This is a genomic window from Mesorhizobium sp. CC13 (genome assembly GCF_039907765.1).
Classification (GTDB): Bacteria; Pseudomonadota; Alphaproteobacteria; order Rhizobiales; family Rhizobiaceae; genus Aminobacter.
Genome location: NZ_JARDJI010000006.1, coordinates 1 through 17,246 on the forward strand (window position 1 = coordinate 1; position 17,246 = coordinate 17,246).

General features: G+C 65.3%; 18 protein-coding genes, 1 tRNA gene and 1 pseudogene. 11 read left to right on the top strand and 9 right to left on the bottom strand.

Going from position 1 to position 17,246, the window contains the following annotated elements; all coding sequences use genetic code 11:
- Nucleotides 1-76 (top strand): annotated as a pseudogene (locus PV773_RS10580) (S-formylglutathione hydrolase); the annotation flags it as partial.
- Between the two features lie 171 nt (nt 77-247).
- On the opposite strand, the gene PV773_RS10585 reads toward PV773_RS10580, so the two are convergent.
- Both PV773_RS10585 and PV773_RS10590 read right to left on the bottom strand, forming a co-directional pair.
- Nucleotides 248-1,285 (bottom strand): porin, encoded by a 1,038-nt coding sequence (locus PV773_RS10585; RefSeq protein ID WP_347966303.1) that lies wholly within the window; start codon nt 1,283-1,285, stop codon nt 248-250.
- A gap of 300 nt (nt 1,286-1,585) precedes the next feature.
- Complete coding sequence (locus tag PV773_RS10590) at nt 1,586-2,422, bottom strand: AraC family transcriptional regulator (protein WP_347966304.1); 837 nt, start codon at nt 2,420-2,422, stop codon at nt 1,586-1,588.
- Between the two features lie 154 nt (nt 2,423-2,576).
- On the opposite strand from PV773_RS10590, the gene PV773_RS10595 reads away from it, so the two are divergent.
- The 7 genes from PV773_RS10595 (at nt 2,577) to PV773_RS10625 (ending at nt 10,606) form a co-directional block, all read left to right on the top strand.
- Nucleotides 2,577-3,791: an aminomethyltransferase family protein gene (locus PV773_RS10595; RefSeq protein WP_347966305.1), complete on the top strand. Its 1,215-nt coding sequence runs from the start codon at nt 2,577-2,579 to the stop codon at nt 3,789-3,791.
- Nucleotides 3,792-3,853: 62 nt separating this feature from the next.
- The gene (locus tag PV773_RS10600; protein WP_347966306.1) at nt 3,854-4,870 is read left to right on the top strand and encodes a BMP family protein; all 1,017 of its coding nucleotides are present in this window, start codon (nt 3,854-3,856) and stop codon (nt 4,868-4,870) included.
- A 79-nt stretch (nt 4,871-4,949) separates the two neighbouring features.
- A complete protein-coding gene (locus tag PV773_RS10605) occupies nt 4,950-6,476 on the top strand; it encodes an ABC transporter ATP-binding protein (protein ID WP_347966307.1) in 1,527 nt (508 codons plus the stop codon).
- Nucleotides 6,466-7,530, top strand: a complete 1,065-nt coding sequence (locus tag PV773_RS10610) for an ABC transporter permease (protein ID WP_347966308.1) — start codon at nt 6,466-6,468, stop codon at nt 7,528-7,530. The genes PV773_RS10605 and PV773_RS10610 overlap by 11 nt, the downstream gene beginning before the upstream one ends.
- Nucleotides 7,527-8,459: an ABC transporter permease gene (locus tag PV773_RS10615; protein ID WP_347966309.1), complete on the top strand. Its 933-nt coding sequence runs from the start codon at nt 7,527-7,529 to the stop codon at nt 8,457-8,459. Before PV773_RS10610 ends, PV773_RS10615 begins: the two co-directional genes overlap by 4 nt.
- A gap of 176 nt (nt 8,460-8,635) precedes the next feature.
- Nucleotides 8,636-9,508 carry a methylenetetrahydrofolate reductase gene (locus tag PV773_RS10620; protein WP_347966310.1) on the top strand — a complete coding sequence of 291 codons (873 nt, stop codon included), beginning with the start codon at nt 8,636-8,638 and terminating at the stop codon, nt 9,506-9,508.
- Nucleotides 9,509-9,562: 54 nt separating this feature from the next.
- Nucleotides 9,563-10,606, top strand: a complete 1,044-nt coding sequence (locus PV773_RS10625) for a GlxA family transcriptional regulator (protein WP_347966311.1) — start codon at nt 9,563-9,565, stop codon at nt 10,604-10,606.
- A gap of 43 nt (nt 10,607-10,649) precedes the next feature.
- Here PV773_RS10625 and PV773_RS10630 read toward each other — a convergent pair whose 3' ends face one another.
- Both PV773_RS10630 and PV773_RS10635 read right to left on the bottom strand, forming a co-directional pair.
- Nucleotides 10,650-11,411 (bottom strand): DUF1194 domain-containing protein, encoded by a 762-nt coding sequence (locus PV773_RS10630; RefSeq protein ID WP_347966312.1) that lies wholly within the window; start codon nt 11,409-11,411, stop codon nt 10,650-10,652.
- Between the two features lie 287 nt (nt 11,412-11,698).
- Nucleotides 11,699-11,774, bottom strand: a tRNA-Ala gene (locus PV773_RS10635).
- A 279-nt stretch (nt 11,775-12,053) separates the two neighbouring features.
- Between PV773_RS10635 and PV773_RS10640 the strand changes: the two genes are divergently transcribed.
- The 3 genes from PV773_RS10640 to PV773_RS10650 all read left to right on the top strand — a co-directional run bounded on the left by PV773_RS10640 (nt 12,054) and on the right by PV773_RS10650 (nt 13,374).
- Nucleotides 12,054-12,344, top strand: coding sequence for a YggT family protein (locus PV773_RS10640; RefSeq protein WP_347966313.1), 291 nt, complete (start codon nt 12,054-12,056; stop codon nt 12,342-12,344).
- Between the two features lie 11 nt (nt 12,345-12,355).
- Entirely contained in the window at nt 12,356-12,670 is a 315-nt protein-coding gene (locus tag PV773_RS10645; protein WP_347966314.1) for a DUF167 family protein, read from the top strand.
- 98 nt (nt 12,671-12,768) lie between these two features.
- Entirely contained in the window at nt 12,769-13,374 is a 606-nt protein-coding gene (locus PV773_RS10650; RefSeq protein WP_347966315.1) for a hypothetical protein, read from the top strand.
- Nucleotides 13,375-13,572: 198 nt separating this feature from the next.
- On the opposite strand, the gene ppa is transcribed toward PV773_RS10650, so the two are convergent.
- From ppa to PV773_RS10675, 5 genes are all read right to left on the bottom strand, one after another.
- Complete coding sequence (ppa, locus tag PV773_RS10655) at nt 13,573-14,109, bottom strand: inorganic diphosphatase (RefSeq protein WP_347966316.1); 537 nt, start codon at nt 14,107-14,109, stop codon at nt 13,573-13,575.
- Between the two features lie 112 nt (nt 14,110-14,221).
- Nucleotides 14,222-14,728, bottom strand: coding sequence for a GNAT family N-acetyltransferase (locus PV773_RS10660; RefSeq protein ID WP_347966317.1), 507 nt, complete (start codon nt 14,726-14,728; stop codon nt 14,222-14,224).
- Between the two features lie 140 nt (nt 14,729-14,868).
- Nucleotides 14,869-15,507 carry a TPM domain-containing protein gene (locus PV773_RS10665; RefSeq protein WP_347966318.1) on the bottom strand — a complete coding sequence of 213 codons (639 nt, stop codon included), beginning with the start codon at nt 15,505-15,507 and terminating at the stop codon, nt 14,869-14,871.
- A 7-nt stretch (nt 15,508-15,514) separates the two neighbouring features.
- Entirely contained in the window at nt 15,515-16,348 is an 834-nt protein-coding gene (locus PV773_RS10670; RefSeq protein ID WP_347966319.1) for a YgcG family protein, read from the bottom strand.
- A gap of 207 nt (nt 16,349-16,555) precedes the next feature.
- Entirely contained in the window at nt 16,556-17,191 is a 636-nt protein-coding gene (locus tag PV773_RS10675; RefSeq protein ID WP_347966320.1) for a LemA family protein, read from the bottom strand.
- Nucleotides 17,192-17,246 lie beyond the last annotated feature (55 nt).

Genomic DNA, 17,246 nt, shown 5'->3' on the forward strand with positions numbered 1-17,246 from the left:
CTACGACCATTCCTACAACTTCATCTCCACCTTCATGGACGATCACCTCAGGTGGCACGCCGAACGGCTGGGGTGAGGACCTGGGGCGCTTCCGCTTTTCTTCGGATCGCGGAAACGCTCTATCTCTTTGTTTTGACGCAATTCCGGACGGAAAACCGCTGCGCACTTCCTGGAAATGCGCTAAGCGAAAACGGCGTCCGGTGCAGGTTCCGGACGCCGTGACGGGCAGCATGGGAGGATGCTTCCGTCAGAAATCCGCCTGGATGCGGACGAAGCCGCCGAGCGCATCGGCGTCGGCCAGGTCGAAATTGTCGTAGTAGCCGACTTCCGGCGAGACGGTCAGGCCGTCGACCACCTTCCAGGCGACATTGGCGACCGCGGCGAAATTCTCCTGAGCGTCGTAACCGAGCTGCAGATTGAACGTCGCCTTGTCCGTCAGCTTGGCAGCACCGCCGCCCCAGACAGCCCAGCGCCCGCCCCACACGCCATAGAATTGCGAGTAGGGATCGCTGTCGTCGGTCTTGGCACCGGCCATGGCCCAGATCGAGATGCTGTCGTTGACGGTCAAGTCGATCCTGAGCTTGCCAGCCCACTCCTCTGCGACCGAATCGTAGCCCGCAACGGCGGTCACGCTGCCCCAGTCCTGGGCGTAGGCTGCGCCGATCACGACGCGCGGCATGTAGCTGTCGATCACGTCTTCGCCCCAGCCGCCTTCGAGCGCGGCCGCCAGCGTCAGCCCGTTCGAGCCGGTGTAGGTGTAGCCGAGCATGGTGGTGGTGAACGGCCCGTAGCCGACGATCGCGTCGTTGGACACGGCGCCGGCATAGTAGGTCTGGGTAATGAAAAGCGAGTCGTTGACGCCGGCAAAGAAGCCGCCCAGCTCGATCATCGCCATCTCGATCTCGGCGCTCTGGACAGCATCGGCAGCGTCGCGCTTTTCTTGGAAATTGATGTTGGCATAGGTTCGGAACGTGCCGAATTCGGTCTCGGCGCGGGCGTCGGTCTGCAGCTGGAAGCGGGCCAGCGTGTAGTAGGTGTCGCGGTCGCCGTCGCCGTCGACATCGACGCCGAAGAGCGGGCCGAAGCCGGTTTCGAGACGGAGATAACCGCCGACCCTGAGACAGGTCTCGGTACCGGGAATGTAGTAGAAACCGGTGCCGTAGACGTCGCAGACGCGGACGTGGTCGAGGCTTTCGGCATCGGCGGCAAAGGCGCTGCCGGTGCCGAAGGCAGCCCAAAGGGTGGCGCCGGCGGCCAGCGCAGGCGCAAGTCTGTTCAATCGCATTCCAGTCCCCTCGCTTTGGTTGTCGAACCGGCATCGCTGCCGGTGCCGCACCCCCCTGGCTTTGCCCGATGCGGCACGAACGAAGGGTTCGACCCCTGCCAGTAAGGCAGGGGAGGCGCGAGGCGAATTCAGGACGCCACTTGTCTGTCTGGGCTTATTAGATGCGGCTTTTGTAAGCTACGGGATCGGGGGACAGTGTGACATGCCGCCAAGGCATGAAGACATGTCCAGAAGTAAGATCAGCCGGCTACGCGTCCGGCCATAAGAGCAGATGGCCCGCCCGCCGTGCCATCTCCGGCGCTAGAAAGTCGTGTTTTCCATGTCTTCGGCATCGAGCGACGAAATGCGAAATCCCTTGCCGGTCCTGAGCTCACGTGGCGTCTGGCCGAAAGCCTTGCGGATATGGCGGGAGAAGTGGAATGGGTCCTGGTAGCCGCATTCATAGGCGATGCGGGCGATCGGCGTGCCGCTGTTCATCAGCATGGCCGCCCCTTGCGAGGCGCGCACATGCCAGATGTAGCGGGCGGGGGTGAGGCCCATATGCCTGACGAACAGCAGCGTCAGGTGCTGGCGGCTGACGATGGCCGCGTCGGCGACGTCGGTGACAGTGATCTGCTTCTTGAAATTGGTGTCGATGAAAGCCTTGGCGCGCTGCACCACGTCCGGCAGCGAACCGAGGTTCTCCTTGTCCTGCACGCCGAGCACGAAGGAACTGCATAGCGCCTGGCCGATGGCATTGCGCACCTCGTTGACGCCCGAACGCGACGAGTTGCCGAGTTCCACGCCGAGCAGCATCAGCTGGTGGATGCGGTTGTCGAGCGGAACGATGTCGGGTCCGCTGCGCCAGGATTTCATGACCAGGCTCGAAATCGCCGAAGGCGCCGTCTCACACCAGGCCACCCGTGTTCGCCGGTCGCGAGCATAGAGGAAGGAGATCGGCATGCGGTTGAGGATCAGTGCCGCCTCGCCCGCATTGACCTCGAAGTCGCCTTCGTCGCTGCCGACTTTCGCATGGCCTTCGAACACGGCGAGGATCTGCAGATAAGCGAGCTTCATCGGGCCGAAGAAGCCGCCGTTCTCATAAGTGGCGTCGCCGAACGAGAACGTCTGTCCCCCGGCGAAAACGATCGAACTCATGCAAGCCTCCCAGTTTCGGCATTGCTGGCAGCTGGGCTCTCAGGCCAAAGCTATCTGACATGGAGACATGTTTCTAGGTCTCAAAGTCATTCACGCTCCGCCCGCCCTTTCATATCGTCCGGCTAATGAACGGACGCAGAGGGCAAGAGCCACCATGGAATTCAAGGGTACCCCGTTTCACAGCCACTCGAGTGCGAACAATGCGACACGCTGGTGGTACGCATGGGACCGCTACCTCGTGCCCGACATGTTCAGCGACGTCGAGGAGGAGATCCGGGCGATCCGCACCACCGGTGCGATGATCGACATGTCGCCGCTGCCCAAGGCCGAGATCGCCGGCCCCGGTGCCGCCGCGCTGCTCGACCGGTTGATCACCCGCCCGATCGCCAGCATGGAGATCGGACATGCCATCTACACGCCGCTGTGCGCCGAGAGCGGCCATGTCGTCTCCGACGGGCTGGTGCTGCGCATCGCCGAGAATGTCTATCGCCTGTCAGGCGACTCGGCGGTCGAATGGTGCGAGCGTCATGCGAAGGGCTTCGAGGTCTCGATCCGCGACGTCACCGACGAGATCGGCATCCTGTCGCTGCAGGGGCCGAATTCGACGCTGACGCTCGAGAAGGCGACGGGCGAAAGCTGGGAAAAGTTCCGCTTCTCCCGCATCCGCAAGGCGATCATCGGCGGTGCCGAGGTCGAGGTGGTCCGGCAAGGCTTCACCGGCGAACTTGGCTACGAGATCTGGCTGAACCGGCAGGACGGCGCCGCCGTCTGGGCTGCGGTGCGCCGGGCCGGGCAGGATTTCGGCATCGTGCCGGCGGGCGAGTTTGCCGCCGACATCGCCCGCGTCGAAGCCGGCATCATCCTGATCCGTGCCGACTACACCGGCGCCGGACCGGAGCTGCAGTTCGCCCATGGGGTGCTCGACGCCGACAACCTGGTCACGCCCAAGGAACTCGGGCTCGAGCGCCTGGTCGACCTCAGCAAAAGCGACTTCGTCGGCAAGGCGGCGCTCGAAGCGCAGCGCGCCAATGGCCACGGCTCCAACGGCTTCACCGGCCTGGTCTTCGACACCGACGAAATCTACGCCCTCTACAGGCGCGCCAACGTCTCACCCAATCTCTGCCCGCGTGTTCGCTGGCAGGCGATGAAGCTGGTGCATGACGGACGTGTCGTCGGCCGCGCCACCAGTGTCACCTGGAGCCCGACGGTCGGCGCCATCATCGGCTTTGCCTGCCTGGGCGCGGATCTGATCGAGGTCGACCGCGCCGACATCCAGGCCGAGTGGACCGACGAGACCGGGCGCGTCCTCGGGCTGGTGTCTACCCGCCAGGTGGCGACGCCGTTCACCGCGCTGAAGCGCTCCGCCTGAGCCTGAGAGTTGGGCCGGGCCGAACGCGCCCGGCCGCGAACGACAAAGGGAGGAACCTTGGAATGTCGATGTTTCGCAAAGGGATTGCAGTGGTGGCGGCGGTGTGCGCCATCGGGGTCGGCTCGGCATTCGCCGATCAGCCGACCAAGGTGAAGATCGCGCTGGTGCTCACCGGCGGAGTCGAGTCGTCGTGGCAAAGCAGCCTGATCGCCGCGCTGGAACGGGTGAAGGCGACAAAGCCGCACGGGCTCGACGTGGAATGGACCGTCGGCGACCCGGTGTTCGACGACGATGCAGCCGAGGCGATGCGGATCTATGCGGAGTCCGGCGAATACCAGATCATCTGGGGCCACGGGCCTTATTCGGACCAGGTGGCCAAGGTGAAGGACGAGTTCCCCGACGTGGCGTTCGCCGTGGTCGGTTCGGGCAACCAGCCGCTGGGCGGCAACCAGTACTGGATCTACAAGCGCGTCCACGAGGCGTCGTATCTGAGCGGCATGCTGGCCGGCGGCATGAGCAAGTCGGGCTCGCTCGGCGTGGTCGGAACCTTCCCAGGCGACGATATCAACGACGAGATCAACGCCTTCTTCGCAGGCGCCCGGCAGATGCGCGCCGACACCAAGCAGCGCGTCGCCTTCGTCGAGTCCTGGTACGACCCGGGCAAGGCCGCCGAATACACCAACGCCCAGGTGGCGACCGGCGTCGATGGCATCCTGCAGCTGACCGGCAATTTCGAGGCCTGCAAGCTCAACAAGGTCTACTGCTTCGGCAGCAAGGCCGACGAGAACTACTTCGCGCCCGAGAACGTGGTGACCAGCGCCGTCGCGCTCTGGGACCCCGACATCAACTGGATCATCGACGAGTGGTGGAACCGTGCGACCAAGGGCGCGCCCTATCAGGGCAATGCCGAGCCGCGCTGGTTCTCCATGGCCGAAGGCGGGGTGGCGCTGGCGCCTTATCACGCACTCGACGCCAAGGTGCCCGAAGCGGTGAAGGCAAAGGTCGCGGAAACCGAGAAGGCCATTCGCGACGGCAGCCTCAAGGTGCCGCTCGATACGGCACTGCCGGTTTCGCAATAGGCGGACCTGGTGCGGCCCGCCGGGGAGGAGACCGGCGGGCCGTGAAGAAGCGCTGATGCGCCGGAGGAGTTCCACGGAAATGACTGTTGCGTTGCAGGCCAGCGGATTGAGCAAGAGATATGGCGACGTCGTTGCGCTGGACGGCGTGTCGCTCGAAATACATGCTGGCGAAATCCATTGCCTGTTCGGCGAGAACGGTGCCGGCAAATCCACCCTGTCCGGCTGCCTCTATGGCTATGTCGAGCCGGACGGCGGCGAGCTGGCGATCGACGGCAAGCCCGTGAAACTGCGTTCGCCGGCCGAGGCACTGCGTTTCGGCATCGGCATGATCCACCAGCACTTCAAGCTCGTCGGGCGGCTGAGCGTCATCGAGAACGTGCTGGTCGGCGCCGGCGGCAGGGGGCTGTTCCTGGACACGAAGACCGCGCGCCGGCGCCTGGCGGCCCTGTGCTCGGACTACGGCATCGAGCTTTCCCCTGACGCCATCGTCGAGGAACTGCCTGTCGGCCTGCAGCAATGGGTCGAGATCATCAAGGTGCTGTTCCTCGGCGTGCGGATATTGATCCTCGACGAGCCGACGGCGGTGCTGACCCCGCAGGAATCGGACCGGCTGATGGGAGCGCTTGAGCGCATGCGCGGCGCCGGCATGGCGATCGTGCTGATCTCCCACAAGCTGCGCGAGGTGATGCGTTCGGACCGCGTCACGGTGCTGCGCGCCGGCAAGCTCGTCGCTTCACTGAGGACCGCGGAGACATCGCCCGAAGAACTGTCGGTGTTGATGGTCGGGCGCAAGGTGTCGCCGTCCTATAACCAGGGCCGCGAACTGCCGGGCGAGATCGTGCTCGACCTCAACGACGTCTATGTCAATGGCGAGCGCGGCCACCGCGTGCTCGACGGCTTGAGCATCCAGGTGCGTTCGCATGAGATCGTCGGCCTCGCCGGCGTCGCCGGCAACGGCCAGCGCGAACTGTTCGAGACCATCATGCGCGTGCGGCCGCTCGAGGCCGGCCGCATCAGCATCGACGGCAAGGATGTGACCGCAAGCTCGACCAGGGACGTCATCGACCTCGGCGTCGGCCACATCCCTGATGACCGCTATCTCCAGGGCCTCATCGGCAGCTTCACCATTGCCGACAACATCGTTCTCGGCCGGCACCATGATTGCGCCTTCCGCAAGGGGCCGTTCCTCGACCGCAAGGCGATCAGCTCCTTTGCCACGGACAGGATGTCGGAATACCGCGTCGCCGCCAGGGACAGCGCCGCCCGGGTCGACCGCCTCTCGGGCGGCAATGCCCAGAAGGTGATCCTCGCCCGCGAGCTGCAGCGCAGCACCTCGCTGCTGCTCGCCAACCAGCCGACGCGCGGGCTCGACCTCGGCGTCATCGACTATGTCTACCGGCAGCTGCTGGCCAAGAAGGCAGAGGGTTTCGGCATCCTCCTGGCATCGGAGGAACTCGACGACCTGATGACGCTGTGCGACCGCATCGCCGTCATCCATCGCGGCAAGATCGTCGGCGTGGTCGAGCCTGCAGCGACGACCCCGCAGCATCTCGGCCTGATGATGGCCGGCCAGGCCATTCCGGGAGGTGAAGCCCGTGCACATTAAGCTCGAACAGCGCCATGCCTCCAGCCTGCTCTGGCAGGGCATGTCCTATGGCCTGGCGATCATGGCGGGCTTTGCCGCCACAGCTGTACTGCTGAAACTTTCGTCGGCCGATGTCTCCACGGCATTCGCCGCCCTGCTGCGCGGCGCTTTCGGCAGCCAGCGCGCCATCCTGCGCACGCTGGTGGACGCAACGCCGCTCATCTTCACCGGGCTCGCCGCACTTGTCGTCTTCCGGGCACGGATATGGAGCATCGGCCAGGAGGGCCAGGTCTATGCCGGCGCGATGGGCGCATATTGGGTCGCCTCTTCGCTGCCGGACGCGCCGCTTCTTGTCGTCGGGCCGCTTGCCATAGCCGGTGCCATGCTCGGCGGCGCGACGATGTCCGGCATTGCGGCGGTGCTGCGCAACCGCTACGAGGTCAACGAGATCTTCTCGACGGTCATGCTCAACTACATCGTCGTCTACCTGCTGTCCTGGCTGCTTTCGGGCGGGCCGTGGACCGAGGCGGGCACGACCGTCGCCTACCACCAGACGCCGCTGTTGGCGCAACCGGCCTGGCTGCCGCAACTTTCGGGGCCGCTGCATGCCGGCATCCTGTTCGCGATCGCCGCGGCAATATCAGTCCACCTGCTGCTCGAGCGCACGTCATCGGGTTACGACATGCGCGCTCTCGGCGCCAACCAGACCGCGCTGCGCTTCATGGGCATGGACGTGCCGCGCATCGTGCTCGTCACCATGCTGCTCTCAGGTGCTCTTGCCGGTCTGGCCGGCGGGGTGGAATTGCTCGGCGTCCAGCATCGCCTGAAGGCCGACTACCTGTTCGGCCTCGGTTATGGCGGCATCATCGTCGCCATGGTCGGCGGCCTGCGCCCGGCCGGAACCGTGGCGGTCGCCATCCTGTTCGGCGGCCTGTCCTCGGGCGCCGTCGACATGCGCATCCAGAGCGGCGTCCCGGATTCCCTGATCCAGGCGATGCAGGGCACCATCCTCCTCTTCGTCCTCTGCGGCACGGCGCTCGCCCGCTACCGCCTCACATGGAGCTCGGCAAAATGAGCGGACTGTTTCAGCAAGCCATCCTCGTCAGCCTGCTCGCCGCGACGATCCGCATCGCCACGCCGCTGCTGCTCTCGGCCATGGGCGAACTGGTGACCCAGCGTGCCGGCATCTGGAATGTCGGCGTCGAAGGCACGATGCTGACCGGCGCCTTCATGGCCTATATCGTTTATGCGGTGACCGGCGACCACGCGACCGCCTTCGCTGCGGCGGTAGCAGCCGCGATGGTGCTCGGCGTCATCACTGCCTTCCTGAGCGTCACCCTCAGGGTCGATCATTTCATCACCGGCCTGGGCATCAACCTTCTTGCGAGTGGGCTGACGCTGTTCTGGTTCCGCAGCTTTGTGAAGGGCAAGGCGCAGCCGACCTTCGACAGCATCGGCACGGTGCCGGTTTCCTATCTGTCTGACATTCCCGTCGTCGGCCCGGTGCTGTTCGACCAGCGGCTCTTGACCTACGCCGCCTTCGCGCTGGTGCCGGTCGTGTGGGCCTTCCTCTACCGCACCCGGACCGGGCTCGAACTGCGCGCGCTGGGCGAGAACCCGGCAGCGCTCGACACGATGGGGCTCAACGTTGCCGCCCGGCAATATGCTGCCACCGTCTTCGGCAGCGCCATGACCGGCCTTGGCGGCGCGTTCCTGATGCTCGGCTTCTCCGACCGTTTCGTCCCCGAGCTTTCGGCCGGCCGCGGCTGGCTGGTGGTCGTGGCGCTGATTGCCGGCAACTGGCATCCGCTGCGGGTGACGCTCGCAGTACTCGCCTTCTCCTTCCTGGAATCGGTGGCCACCCACAGCCAGGCGATCGGGGCAGCCGTACCGTACCAGCTGCTGCTGGCGCTGCCCTATGTCATCTCGATCGCCATCATCGTCATGGCCAAGGGCAAGAGCCGCCAGCCGGCTGCACTCGGCGAGAGCTACGCGCGGTCATGATCGATCGTTTTTGCCATCGGGCCTTTGCGCCGCCGGCGGGCATTGCGCCGGCCAGGCCGAAATATGCCTACGATTTTTCGCCGCCCTGATCCGGGGCTGAGCGTCCTCCTCCCCTTCGCCGACATCACAGCCGGAGACCCGAGCCGGCGCGCGCTCCCCTTGTGCCGGAGATCACCATGCCCGAACTCAAGCATCGCCTTTCGCCGCTGCCCCTGCCCAATCTCGTGGGCGAGGGGGTATCGATCGAACTGGCGCCGGCCCAGGCAGCCGGATTCACGCCGTCCGACGAAGCATTTCCGCGTGGTTCGCGCGTGTTTCTGACCCATCTCGAGGGCAAGCCCATCGCCATGCAGGTCGAGGCGGCCAGGCTGCTGAAGCAGGCCGGCTTCGTTCCCGTTCCACATCTCGGCGCCAGGCATTTTTCGACGGCCCGGGAGTTCACCGACCTCGTCGAGGCGCACAGCCGCAACGGCGTCACCGAGGCGCTGTTCGTCGGCGGCAATCCGCTGTCGGCCGGCGGCCCGCTAGAAGATGCCGCCGACCTTCTCGCCCATCCGGTCATCGCCGACAGCAGCTTCGCCACAGCCTTCATCGGCGGCTACCCGGAAGGCCACCCGGCGATCAGCCAGAACGCGCTCGCCCATGCGCTGCTGCGCAAGATCGCCATCTGCCACGACCGCGGCCTGGCCCCGCGCATCGTCTCGCAATTCGCCTTCGACGGCGCGATGATGGCGGCCTGGGCCATGAACCTCCACCGCAACTATCCGGGGGTACCGGTCCACCTCGGATTGGCCGGCGTCACCTCGCTGACCAAGCTCATCAAGTTCGCCATGATGTGCGGCGTGGGGCCGTCGCTCGCCGCCCTACGGCGCTCGGGCGTCGGCCTGTTCAATGTCCTGGCGGACAAGGACCCGGGCGACCTGATCAGGGCGATAGAGGCCGACCTGCCGTCCGATGCCCCCCGCATCTTCGTGCATCTGTTTCCGTTCGGCGGCTGGGAGAAGTCGCTCTCCTGGCTCAAGGACTATCGCGGCAGGCGCGCGGACTGACGTGCCGCTGAGGCAGGGATCGAGGGGCCGGGGGAGACAGAGAAAGAGCCAGCGATGAATGCGCCGTACAAACATGCCGGATTCCAAGCGCATGGTGAGCAAAGAGGGCTGCAGGTTGAGCCGGCCTCCGACCAATTCCATGGCGATGTCCTGGACGTCGAGATCCTGCTCCTGCCCGGCTTTTCGCAGCTGTCGCTGGCCGCGCTGATCGAACCGCTCAACCTCGCGAATGTCCTGTCCGGCCGAAAACTCTTTAGCTGGCGGTTGACGAGCATCGATGGCCAGCCGGTCACCAGTGCCAGTGGCGTCTCCGTCGGCGTTGCGAGGCGTTTCGAAGGGCTGCTGGAGGGGCAATCGACGCGGCAGCCTGCATTCATGATCTGCGCCGGGCAGGAGGTGGAGAGGTACAGCACCCACCAGTTGCGCGCCTTCCTGCGCCGCGCCGCCCGTGCCCGCGTGCCGCTTTATGCGCTGGGCACCGCCGCCTGGCTGCTAGCGGATGCCGGGCTGCTTGGCGACAGGCGCTGCACGATCCACTGGAGCAAGATGGCGGCGTTCGCGGAGAGCTTCTACGACCTCGAGGTCGACGACGCCCTGTTCGTGAGCGACCGCCAGATCGTCACCTGCGCGGGCGATTTCGCCGCATTCGACCTGGCGATCGACCTTGTCCAGCGGCAGTGCGGCGCGGAGCTGGCAAGAAGCATCTGCCAGCATCTGACCGCCGACCGCTGGCGCGACGGTGCGAGCTGCCAGTCGGCGCCACCCGGCTTGCGCCATGGCGCAAGCGGCCGCAAGCTGATGCAGATCATCCAGCAAATGGAACGCAACGTCGAGGATCCGCTGCCGCTGATCGAGATCGCGCGCTGGGCGGCCCTGTCGCGCCGCCAGGTCGAGCGACTGTTCGAGCGCCTGCTTTCGACCACGCCGCGCCAGTACTACATCAAGCTGCGGATGCGCCGGGCGCGCCAGTTGATCGAACTGACCGACATGCCGATCACCGATATCGCCGTCGCCTGCGGATTCATGTCGCCGTCCTATTTCTCCAAGAGTTTCAAGGACCATTTCAGCGTGCTGCCGAGCCAGCTCCGGTGCTGCTGAAGTAGCGGCGGGGCATGCCGAGCGGCAAATGTCTCCTCGGCGGTCACCGCATCTCCGGCATCGCCAGTCGTGCGAGTGAGGCGACGTCGGCAATTGGGTCTGCCAGGCTGATCTCCTTCACAAGCTTCTGGCGCAAGGCCGACGAGTACAGGCTCGGACTGGCAAGCGGCATGACAAAGGCATGTGGACCTCCGATCACATTGTCGGCGAAGTATCGGGTGAGTTCCTGCGGAACACCAAGCCGGATCTCGGGCAGTGCTATGGCGTTGATGGTGCAGCCGGCAGCGACCGCCCTCAGCCTGCTTTCCTCGACCGGCAGACCGTCGTTGTTGATGCCATTGGCGGAGATGTCGATGATCTTGTTGGACGCGTTTCCCGCGTGGCTCTCCAGGAGCTTGACGCTCAGATCTATGGCGAAGGAGATGGACGTCCGGCACATGGCTTCACAGCCAAGCCCCCTGTCGCCGCCCTTGCGGATGGCAAATGCCACGGCCTGTGCATCTTCTGGCCCGCAGACATTCGTCCAAGGCAGCACCGAGCGCATCCGGCCGTAGCTGGACCATTCGACATAGGTGATCGCGATGCAGCCCGCGTGGGTGCGGGCGATGGCCGAAAGGACTGCCTGCGAGGAGATCGCCGCGGCATGACCCTCGCGCTGCAGCTCGGCAGTGGCCGGATCGACCGAGCCCGAGACATCGACCGCGAACACGATGGCGGTGTCGATTTCGGTGGCGCTGGCTTCCGCGCCAACCCAGGCCAGGGCAGCCACGATCGCCGTTGATCCGACGAGGGAGTACAAGCCCATGGCCGTGCTCCTCCAAAGAGCGTTGCCTCGATGGGATGAAGGTGCTTCCAGCAATTCCTGGTGGTACGGGATCGATGCTACACCGCAACCAATCCACCCGACAGGTGGCCAAAGGAGCTAGCGCTTTTGGGGTTGGTGTCGGCGGCGATCATCGCCGTGCTCTCGGGGCCCGCCCGTCTGCCTGCAAAACCAGGCCAAACCGAACCTCGCCGTGTCGCCGTGACCGGACGGCGAAGGTCGGCACAACTCCGAGCCGGGCAAAGGGTGGCGCGTTGAGGAAATTCCGCTGGTGGAGCTGAGGGGGATCGAACCCCTGACCTCGTCATTGCGAACGACGCGCTCTCCCAGCTGAGCTACAGCCCCGTCCAGCGGATGGCGCATTTATTGGTGGTGCGGGGCGGATGTCAAGCAAGGTTTGCTTCGCGATCAACTTGGCTTGTCGGATGCGGGACGGGCTCCTCCGGACCTCGTCCTTCGTCCCGACTAGCGGTATCTGGCAACGTCGTGACGGAGACGATCGAGCGGCCGAGGGCCAGCTCGCAATACGCTGCCGCACGCCCGGTCGCGAAGGCAGCCAGCCGCGGCAGGGCTTGCCGCTCAGGCGTGCAATGTCTAAATGTCGGCAATTCATTGGAGAACGGCATGCTCGCCCTCATTCAGACGATCGTCCTGGCCCTCGACCTTTACTGGTGGATCATCATCGCTTCGGCGATCTTCTCCTGGCTCTATGCCTTCAACGTGGTCAACCCGCGCAACCAGTTCGTCGGCACCATCGGCAACATGCTGTTTCGCCTCACCGAGCCGGCGCTCCGACCGATCCGCCGCTTCATGCCCGATCTCGGCGGCCTCGACATCTCGCCGATCGTCCTTTTGCTCGCCCTGTTCTTCGTCAGGCAGTTCATCGTCACGACCATCGCGCCGATGGTGCTCTGACCGGGGCTACGGTGTCCGGCTTCTTCCGCGAGCGCGGCGACGGCATCGATCTCTTCGTCAGGCTGACGCCGAGATCGGCGAAGGATGCGGTCGAAGGCGTCGAGACGGCGGCCGACGGGCGCAGCCACCTCACAGCTAGGGTGCGCGCCGTGCCGGAGAACGGCGCGGCCAATACGGCGCTGGAGAAGCTGCTCGCCGCGGAACTCGGGCTTCCGAAAAAGTCGGTGTCGCTCGTGGCCGGCGGCACGTCGCGGCTGAAGACCGTGCGGATCCTCGGCCCGGCCGGCGAGATTGCCGGCAAGCTCGCAAGGCTTGCGCCCCACTGAACCCACTGGATGGGAAGCGGCCGGCACGGCATAATCCGGCCGCCGGGGACGATGGCGATCCGCGTCGCCGCTCCGGCCCTGTGAGGGGAGGGTCGAAGATGCGGAAATTGCTGTTGGCGTCGGCGGCATTGGTGGCGATGGCCTGGCAGCCCGCCTCGGCGGAAGAGATTTCTAGCGCCTATTCCGATGTCAACGCCGGACCGGATTGCGTGACCTTCGACCAGGCCGCTGCCGACGAAGGCGACTTCGCCAATCTCGTCTGCCCCGGCTATCGGGGCTATCCGGTGGTCATGTTCACGGCCGATCTGCGTGAATCCGTCTTCTACGGATTTCCACCTGCGGACCTCGACCGGATCCCCTGGCAGAGCTTCGGCCATTTCAACTCGACCGGCGGCAGGATCGAGTGGCGGATCTCCGCCATGGACGGAGTCCCGTTCGCGACCATTCATCGCTGGTATGTCCAGGACGATGCGGACCAGTCGAGGCAGGTCGAGGTGCTGGTGGTGGCGAAGGTGGGCCAGCCCGGCAAGGCCGAAGGCTGCGTCGTCGGGCTGGTGCTGGCCAGTGGCAAGCCCAACGCCAACGAGATGGCGCGCAGACTGGCGGACGAGCAGGTCCGGGACTTTGCCTGCGGTGCCGGCGAGAGGGTCATCGTCGGCGAGCCGATGCCGGAATTCCTCAGCGTCGACAAGACGGCGAACTAGAGCAGTTCCACTTTTCTTCGAATCGCGGAAACGTTCTATCTCTTTGTTTTTGCGCAATTCCGGACGGAAAACCGCTGCGCGCCTTTCCTGGAATTGCTCTAGACGGCTGGCATGTCCCGGCGCTTCCGGCCGGGAGCGACAAAAGCGACGCCGCGCCTTCTCCGCTTGCTGCAGAGAAGGCGCGTTCGACAGGCTGCCTCAGGCCTTGAGCTGCTTGGCGCGCTCGATGGCCTCGACGATCATCTTCTTGGCGTAGGCCGCGTCGTGCCAGCCGCCGATCTTGACCCACTTGCCGGGCTCGAGATCCTTGTAGTGCTCGAAGAAGTGCTCGATCTGCTTGAGCGTGATCTCGGGCAGGTCGGTGTGGTTGAAGACGTTTTCGTAGCGGCGGGTGAGCTTCGGCGAGGGAACGGCGATGACCTTTTCGTCCTGGCCGGCGTTGTCTTCCATCACCAGCACGCCGATCGGGCGCACGTTGATGACGCAGCCGGGGATGAGCTGGCGGGTGTTGCAGACCAGCACGTCGATCGGATCGCCGTCGCCGGAGAGCGTGTGGGGCACGAAGCCGTAATTGCCCGGATAGGTCATCGGGGTGTAGAGGAAGCGGTCGACGACCAGCGTGCCGGCTTCCTTGTCCATCTCGTACTTGATGGGCTGGCCGCCGACGGGCACCTCGACGATCACGTTGACGTCTTCAGGCGGGTTCTTGCCGATCGCGATGGCATCGATGCGCATGAGGGGAAGCTCCAGATTTAAGGTGCCTCCCGATAGCCGCGTTGGGCCGCGCGTGCAATGCAATATTGATTTCGCTCGATTGCGACGAAAGGCGAGGGTGCCGCGCCCGGGATCACTCCCAGACGAAGGCGACCTTCTTCAGCGCCTTCTGGTCGAACACCTCGACGCCTTCGGCGACGTCGCGGCCGCCGGCGCCGGTGTAGAAGGCGAGCGCGTTGTCGTTCTCCTCCAGTGCCCAGACCACCATGCCCTTGAGGCCGTGGTCGGCGAGCCGCTGGCGCGCCGCGGCGAACAGGCGGGTGCCGAGGCCGATGCCCTGGCATTCGGGGCGGAGGTAGAGTTCGTAGATCTCGCCCTGCTGCTTCAACTCGCGGGCGCGGTTGCGGCCGAGCGTGGCATAGCCGGCGATCTTGCCGCCGATCTCGATGACCAGCACCGTTGCGGCACGACGGATGGCGTTTGCCCACCACTCGCCGCCGCGACGGTTGATCATGGCCGTCAGCGCGCGGTGCGGGATGATGCCGGCATAGGCGCCGCGCCAGGCCTCGTGATGGACCTCGGCGATGGCATCCGCGTCGCGGGGCTCGGCTTTCCTGATATCGATCGTCAGCGTGTTCATGATTTCTTAACCATAAACCGCGTCGCGATCCTTGCAAAGAGTCGGCGACTCCAGCACCCCCGCTTTTGGGTCCGCGGCTGTGCGTCGCACTGCGGGTGAGTCCAATAGGACACACCCGGCTGCCGGGAATCAGCCCGGCTTCAGATCTCTACGAGATGGTCGTCCAGTTCGTTGGCGTCGCCTTGCTGGACCGGAAAGTGCCTGGCCAGAAGGGTGCCCACGCGGGCGATGGCAGCGACGAAGCCATCGGCGAGCCGATCGTCGCGCGCATTGCCGATGAGTTCGGCGACGATGCCGTCCCATTGGCCCTGTTCCACCTTGGCGTTGATGCCGGCATCGGCGATGACCGCGGCGTAGCGCTCGGCGATCGAGACGAAGACGAGCACGCCGGTGCGCGCATTGGTCAGGTGGATGTTGCGGGCATAGAACTGGCGAAGCGCATTGGCGTGCGCGGAGCGCCAGAGCAGGCTGCGCGGCACCAGCCACAGCCTGAGGCCAGGGAACAGCCATATGAGCGCGCAGGCAGCCGCGGCCGCGAGCACCTGGACGATGACGAAGTGCGGCAGGCGCACGGCGATCCACCAGTATTCGAGCGCGGCTGCGGCAGCCAGGCTCACCAACAGGATCCCCAGGGTGACGGAGAAGGCCGCGGGAAAGAAATAGCCGTCGCTGCGGCGCGCGACGACGCAATAGATCTCGCCCGATGTTTGCGATTCGGCACCGCGGATCGCTGCTGCGATGCGGTCGTGGTCGCCGGGATTGAGGGTTGGTGCCGTCATCTCGTCCCTACCAGCTTCCCGAGGAGCCGCCGCCGCCCGACGAGCCGCCCCCGCCGGAGAAACCGCCGCCACCGGACGACCAGCCGCCGCCACCGCCGCCCGACCAGCCACCGCCGCCCGAGGTCCAGCCGCCGCGCGACGACCGCGAGCGTTGCGTGTAGTCGAAGGTCATGCCGAGCCACTCGTAGCGGCCGGGGCCGAGCTTGCGACCGTAGATGCGCGGCAGGATCGACGTGGCGATGCCGCCGAAGAAGATCGCGGCCCAGAGCGCGAGGAAGATGAAGAAGATGATCTCGTCTTCGCTCCAGCCCGACAGGCCCGTCTGTTCGTTGCGCTTGGCGCGGGCCTCAAGCTCGGCGCCGTCGCCCTCGATCACCATGATGATGTCGTCGACGGCCTTGGAGATGCCGCCGGAGAAATCGCCGGCGCGGAAGGCCGGCACCATGGTGTTCTCGATGATGAGCTTGGTGTGCAGGTCGGTGAGCGAGCCCTCGAGGCCGTATCCGACCTCGATGCGCATGCGCCGGTCGTTGGGCGCGACGATCAGCAGCACGCCGTTGTCCTCGCCGGCCTGGCCGAGCTTCCAGGCGCGGAACAGGCGGTTGGCGTAGGGCTCGATCTCCTCGCCGTCGAGGCCGGGTATGGTGGCGACGACGATCTGGTCGGACGATTTCTGCTCGAAGGCCGCGAGTTTTTGAACCAGCTCCGCCTCGGTCGACGGATCGATGATGTTGGCGTCGTCGACGACGCGGCCGGTGAGGCTGGGGAGTTCGGCGGCGAGGGCGGGGGCTGCGAACAGCAAAAGTAGGAATGCTAGAATCGCAGGGAAGTGCTTGAACACCTCCCTCTGGCCTGCCGGCCATCTTCCCCGCAAGGGGGGAGATTGGCAGCTTCGGCCTCGGTGCTGGGCTTTCAGTCTTTGCGATGGGCGCAGGCCGTGCGTCCGCGTGATCTCCCCCCTTGCGGGGGAGATGGCCGGCAGGCCAGAGGGGGGTGTCCAGGCGCCCGCTTGCATGTTGATGTCAGCCAAATCGCCGCGCTTGGCTGATCACCCGCCCTGGCTGGTGCCGAAATTCACCTTGGGCGCCTCGAGCTTGTCTTCGGCGACGGTGAAGTTCTGGAACGGCTCGCCGCGGAACCAGAAGGTGTTCCACAGCATGGCCGGGAAAGTCTTGAGCGACGTGTTGTAGACGCGGACGGTCTCGATGTAGTCGCGGCGGGCGACGGCGATGCGGTTCTCGGTGCCTTCGAGCTGCGCCTGCAGGGCGATGAAGTTCTGGTTGGCCTTGAGGTCGGGGTAGTTCTCGACCACGGCGAGCAGCCGCGACAGCGCGCTGGTCAGGCCGGCCTGGTTGTCCTGGAAGGTCTTGAAGGCGTTGGGATCGGTGAGCGTTTCGGGCGTGACCGTCACCTGGGTCGCCTTGGCGCGGGCCTCGACGACGCCTTCGAGCGTGTCCTTCTCATGCGCGGCATAGCCCTTCACCGTCTCGACCAGATTGGGGATGAGGTCGGCACGGCGCTGGTACTGGTTCAGGACCTCGCTCCAGGCCGCCTTGGCCTGCTCTTCCTGGGTGGGAATCGTGTTGTAGCCGCATGCAGACAGCAGCGGCATGGCAAGCACCAGGAAGATGAAGGCCCGAAGAAGGCGGAAGGAAGGAAGTGCCGACGAAGCGCGCATCTGCATTGTGAATGTCCTCGACAAAGCAACCGATGGCAAAGCATTATCACAAACGCGTCAG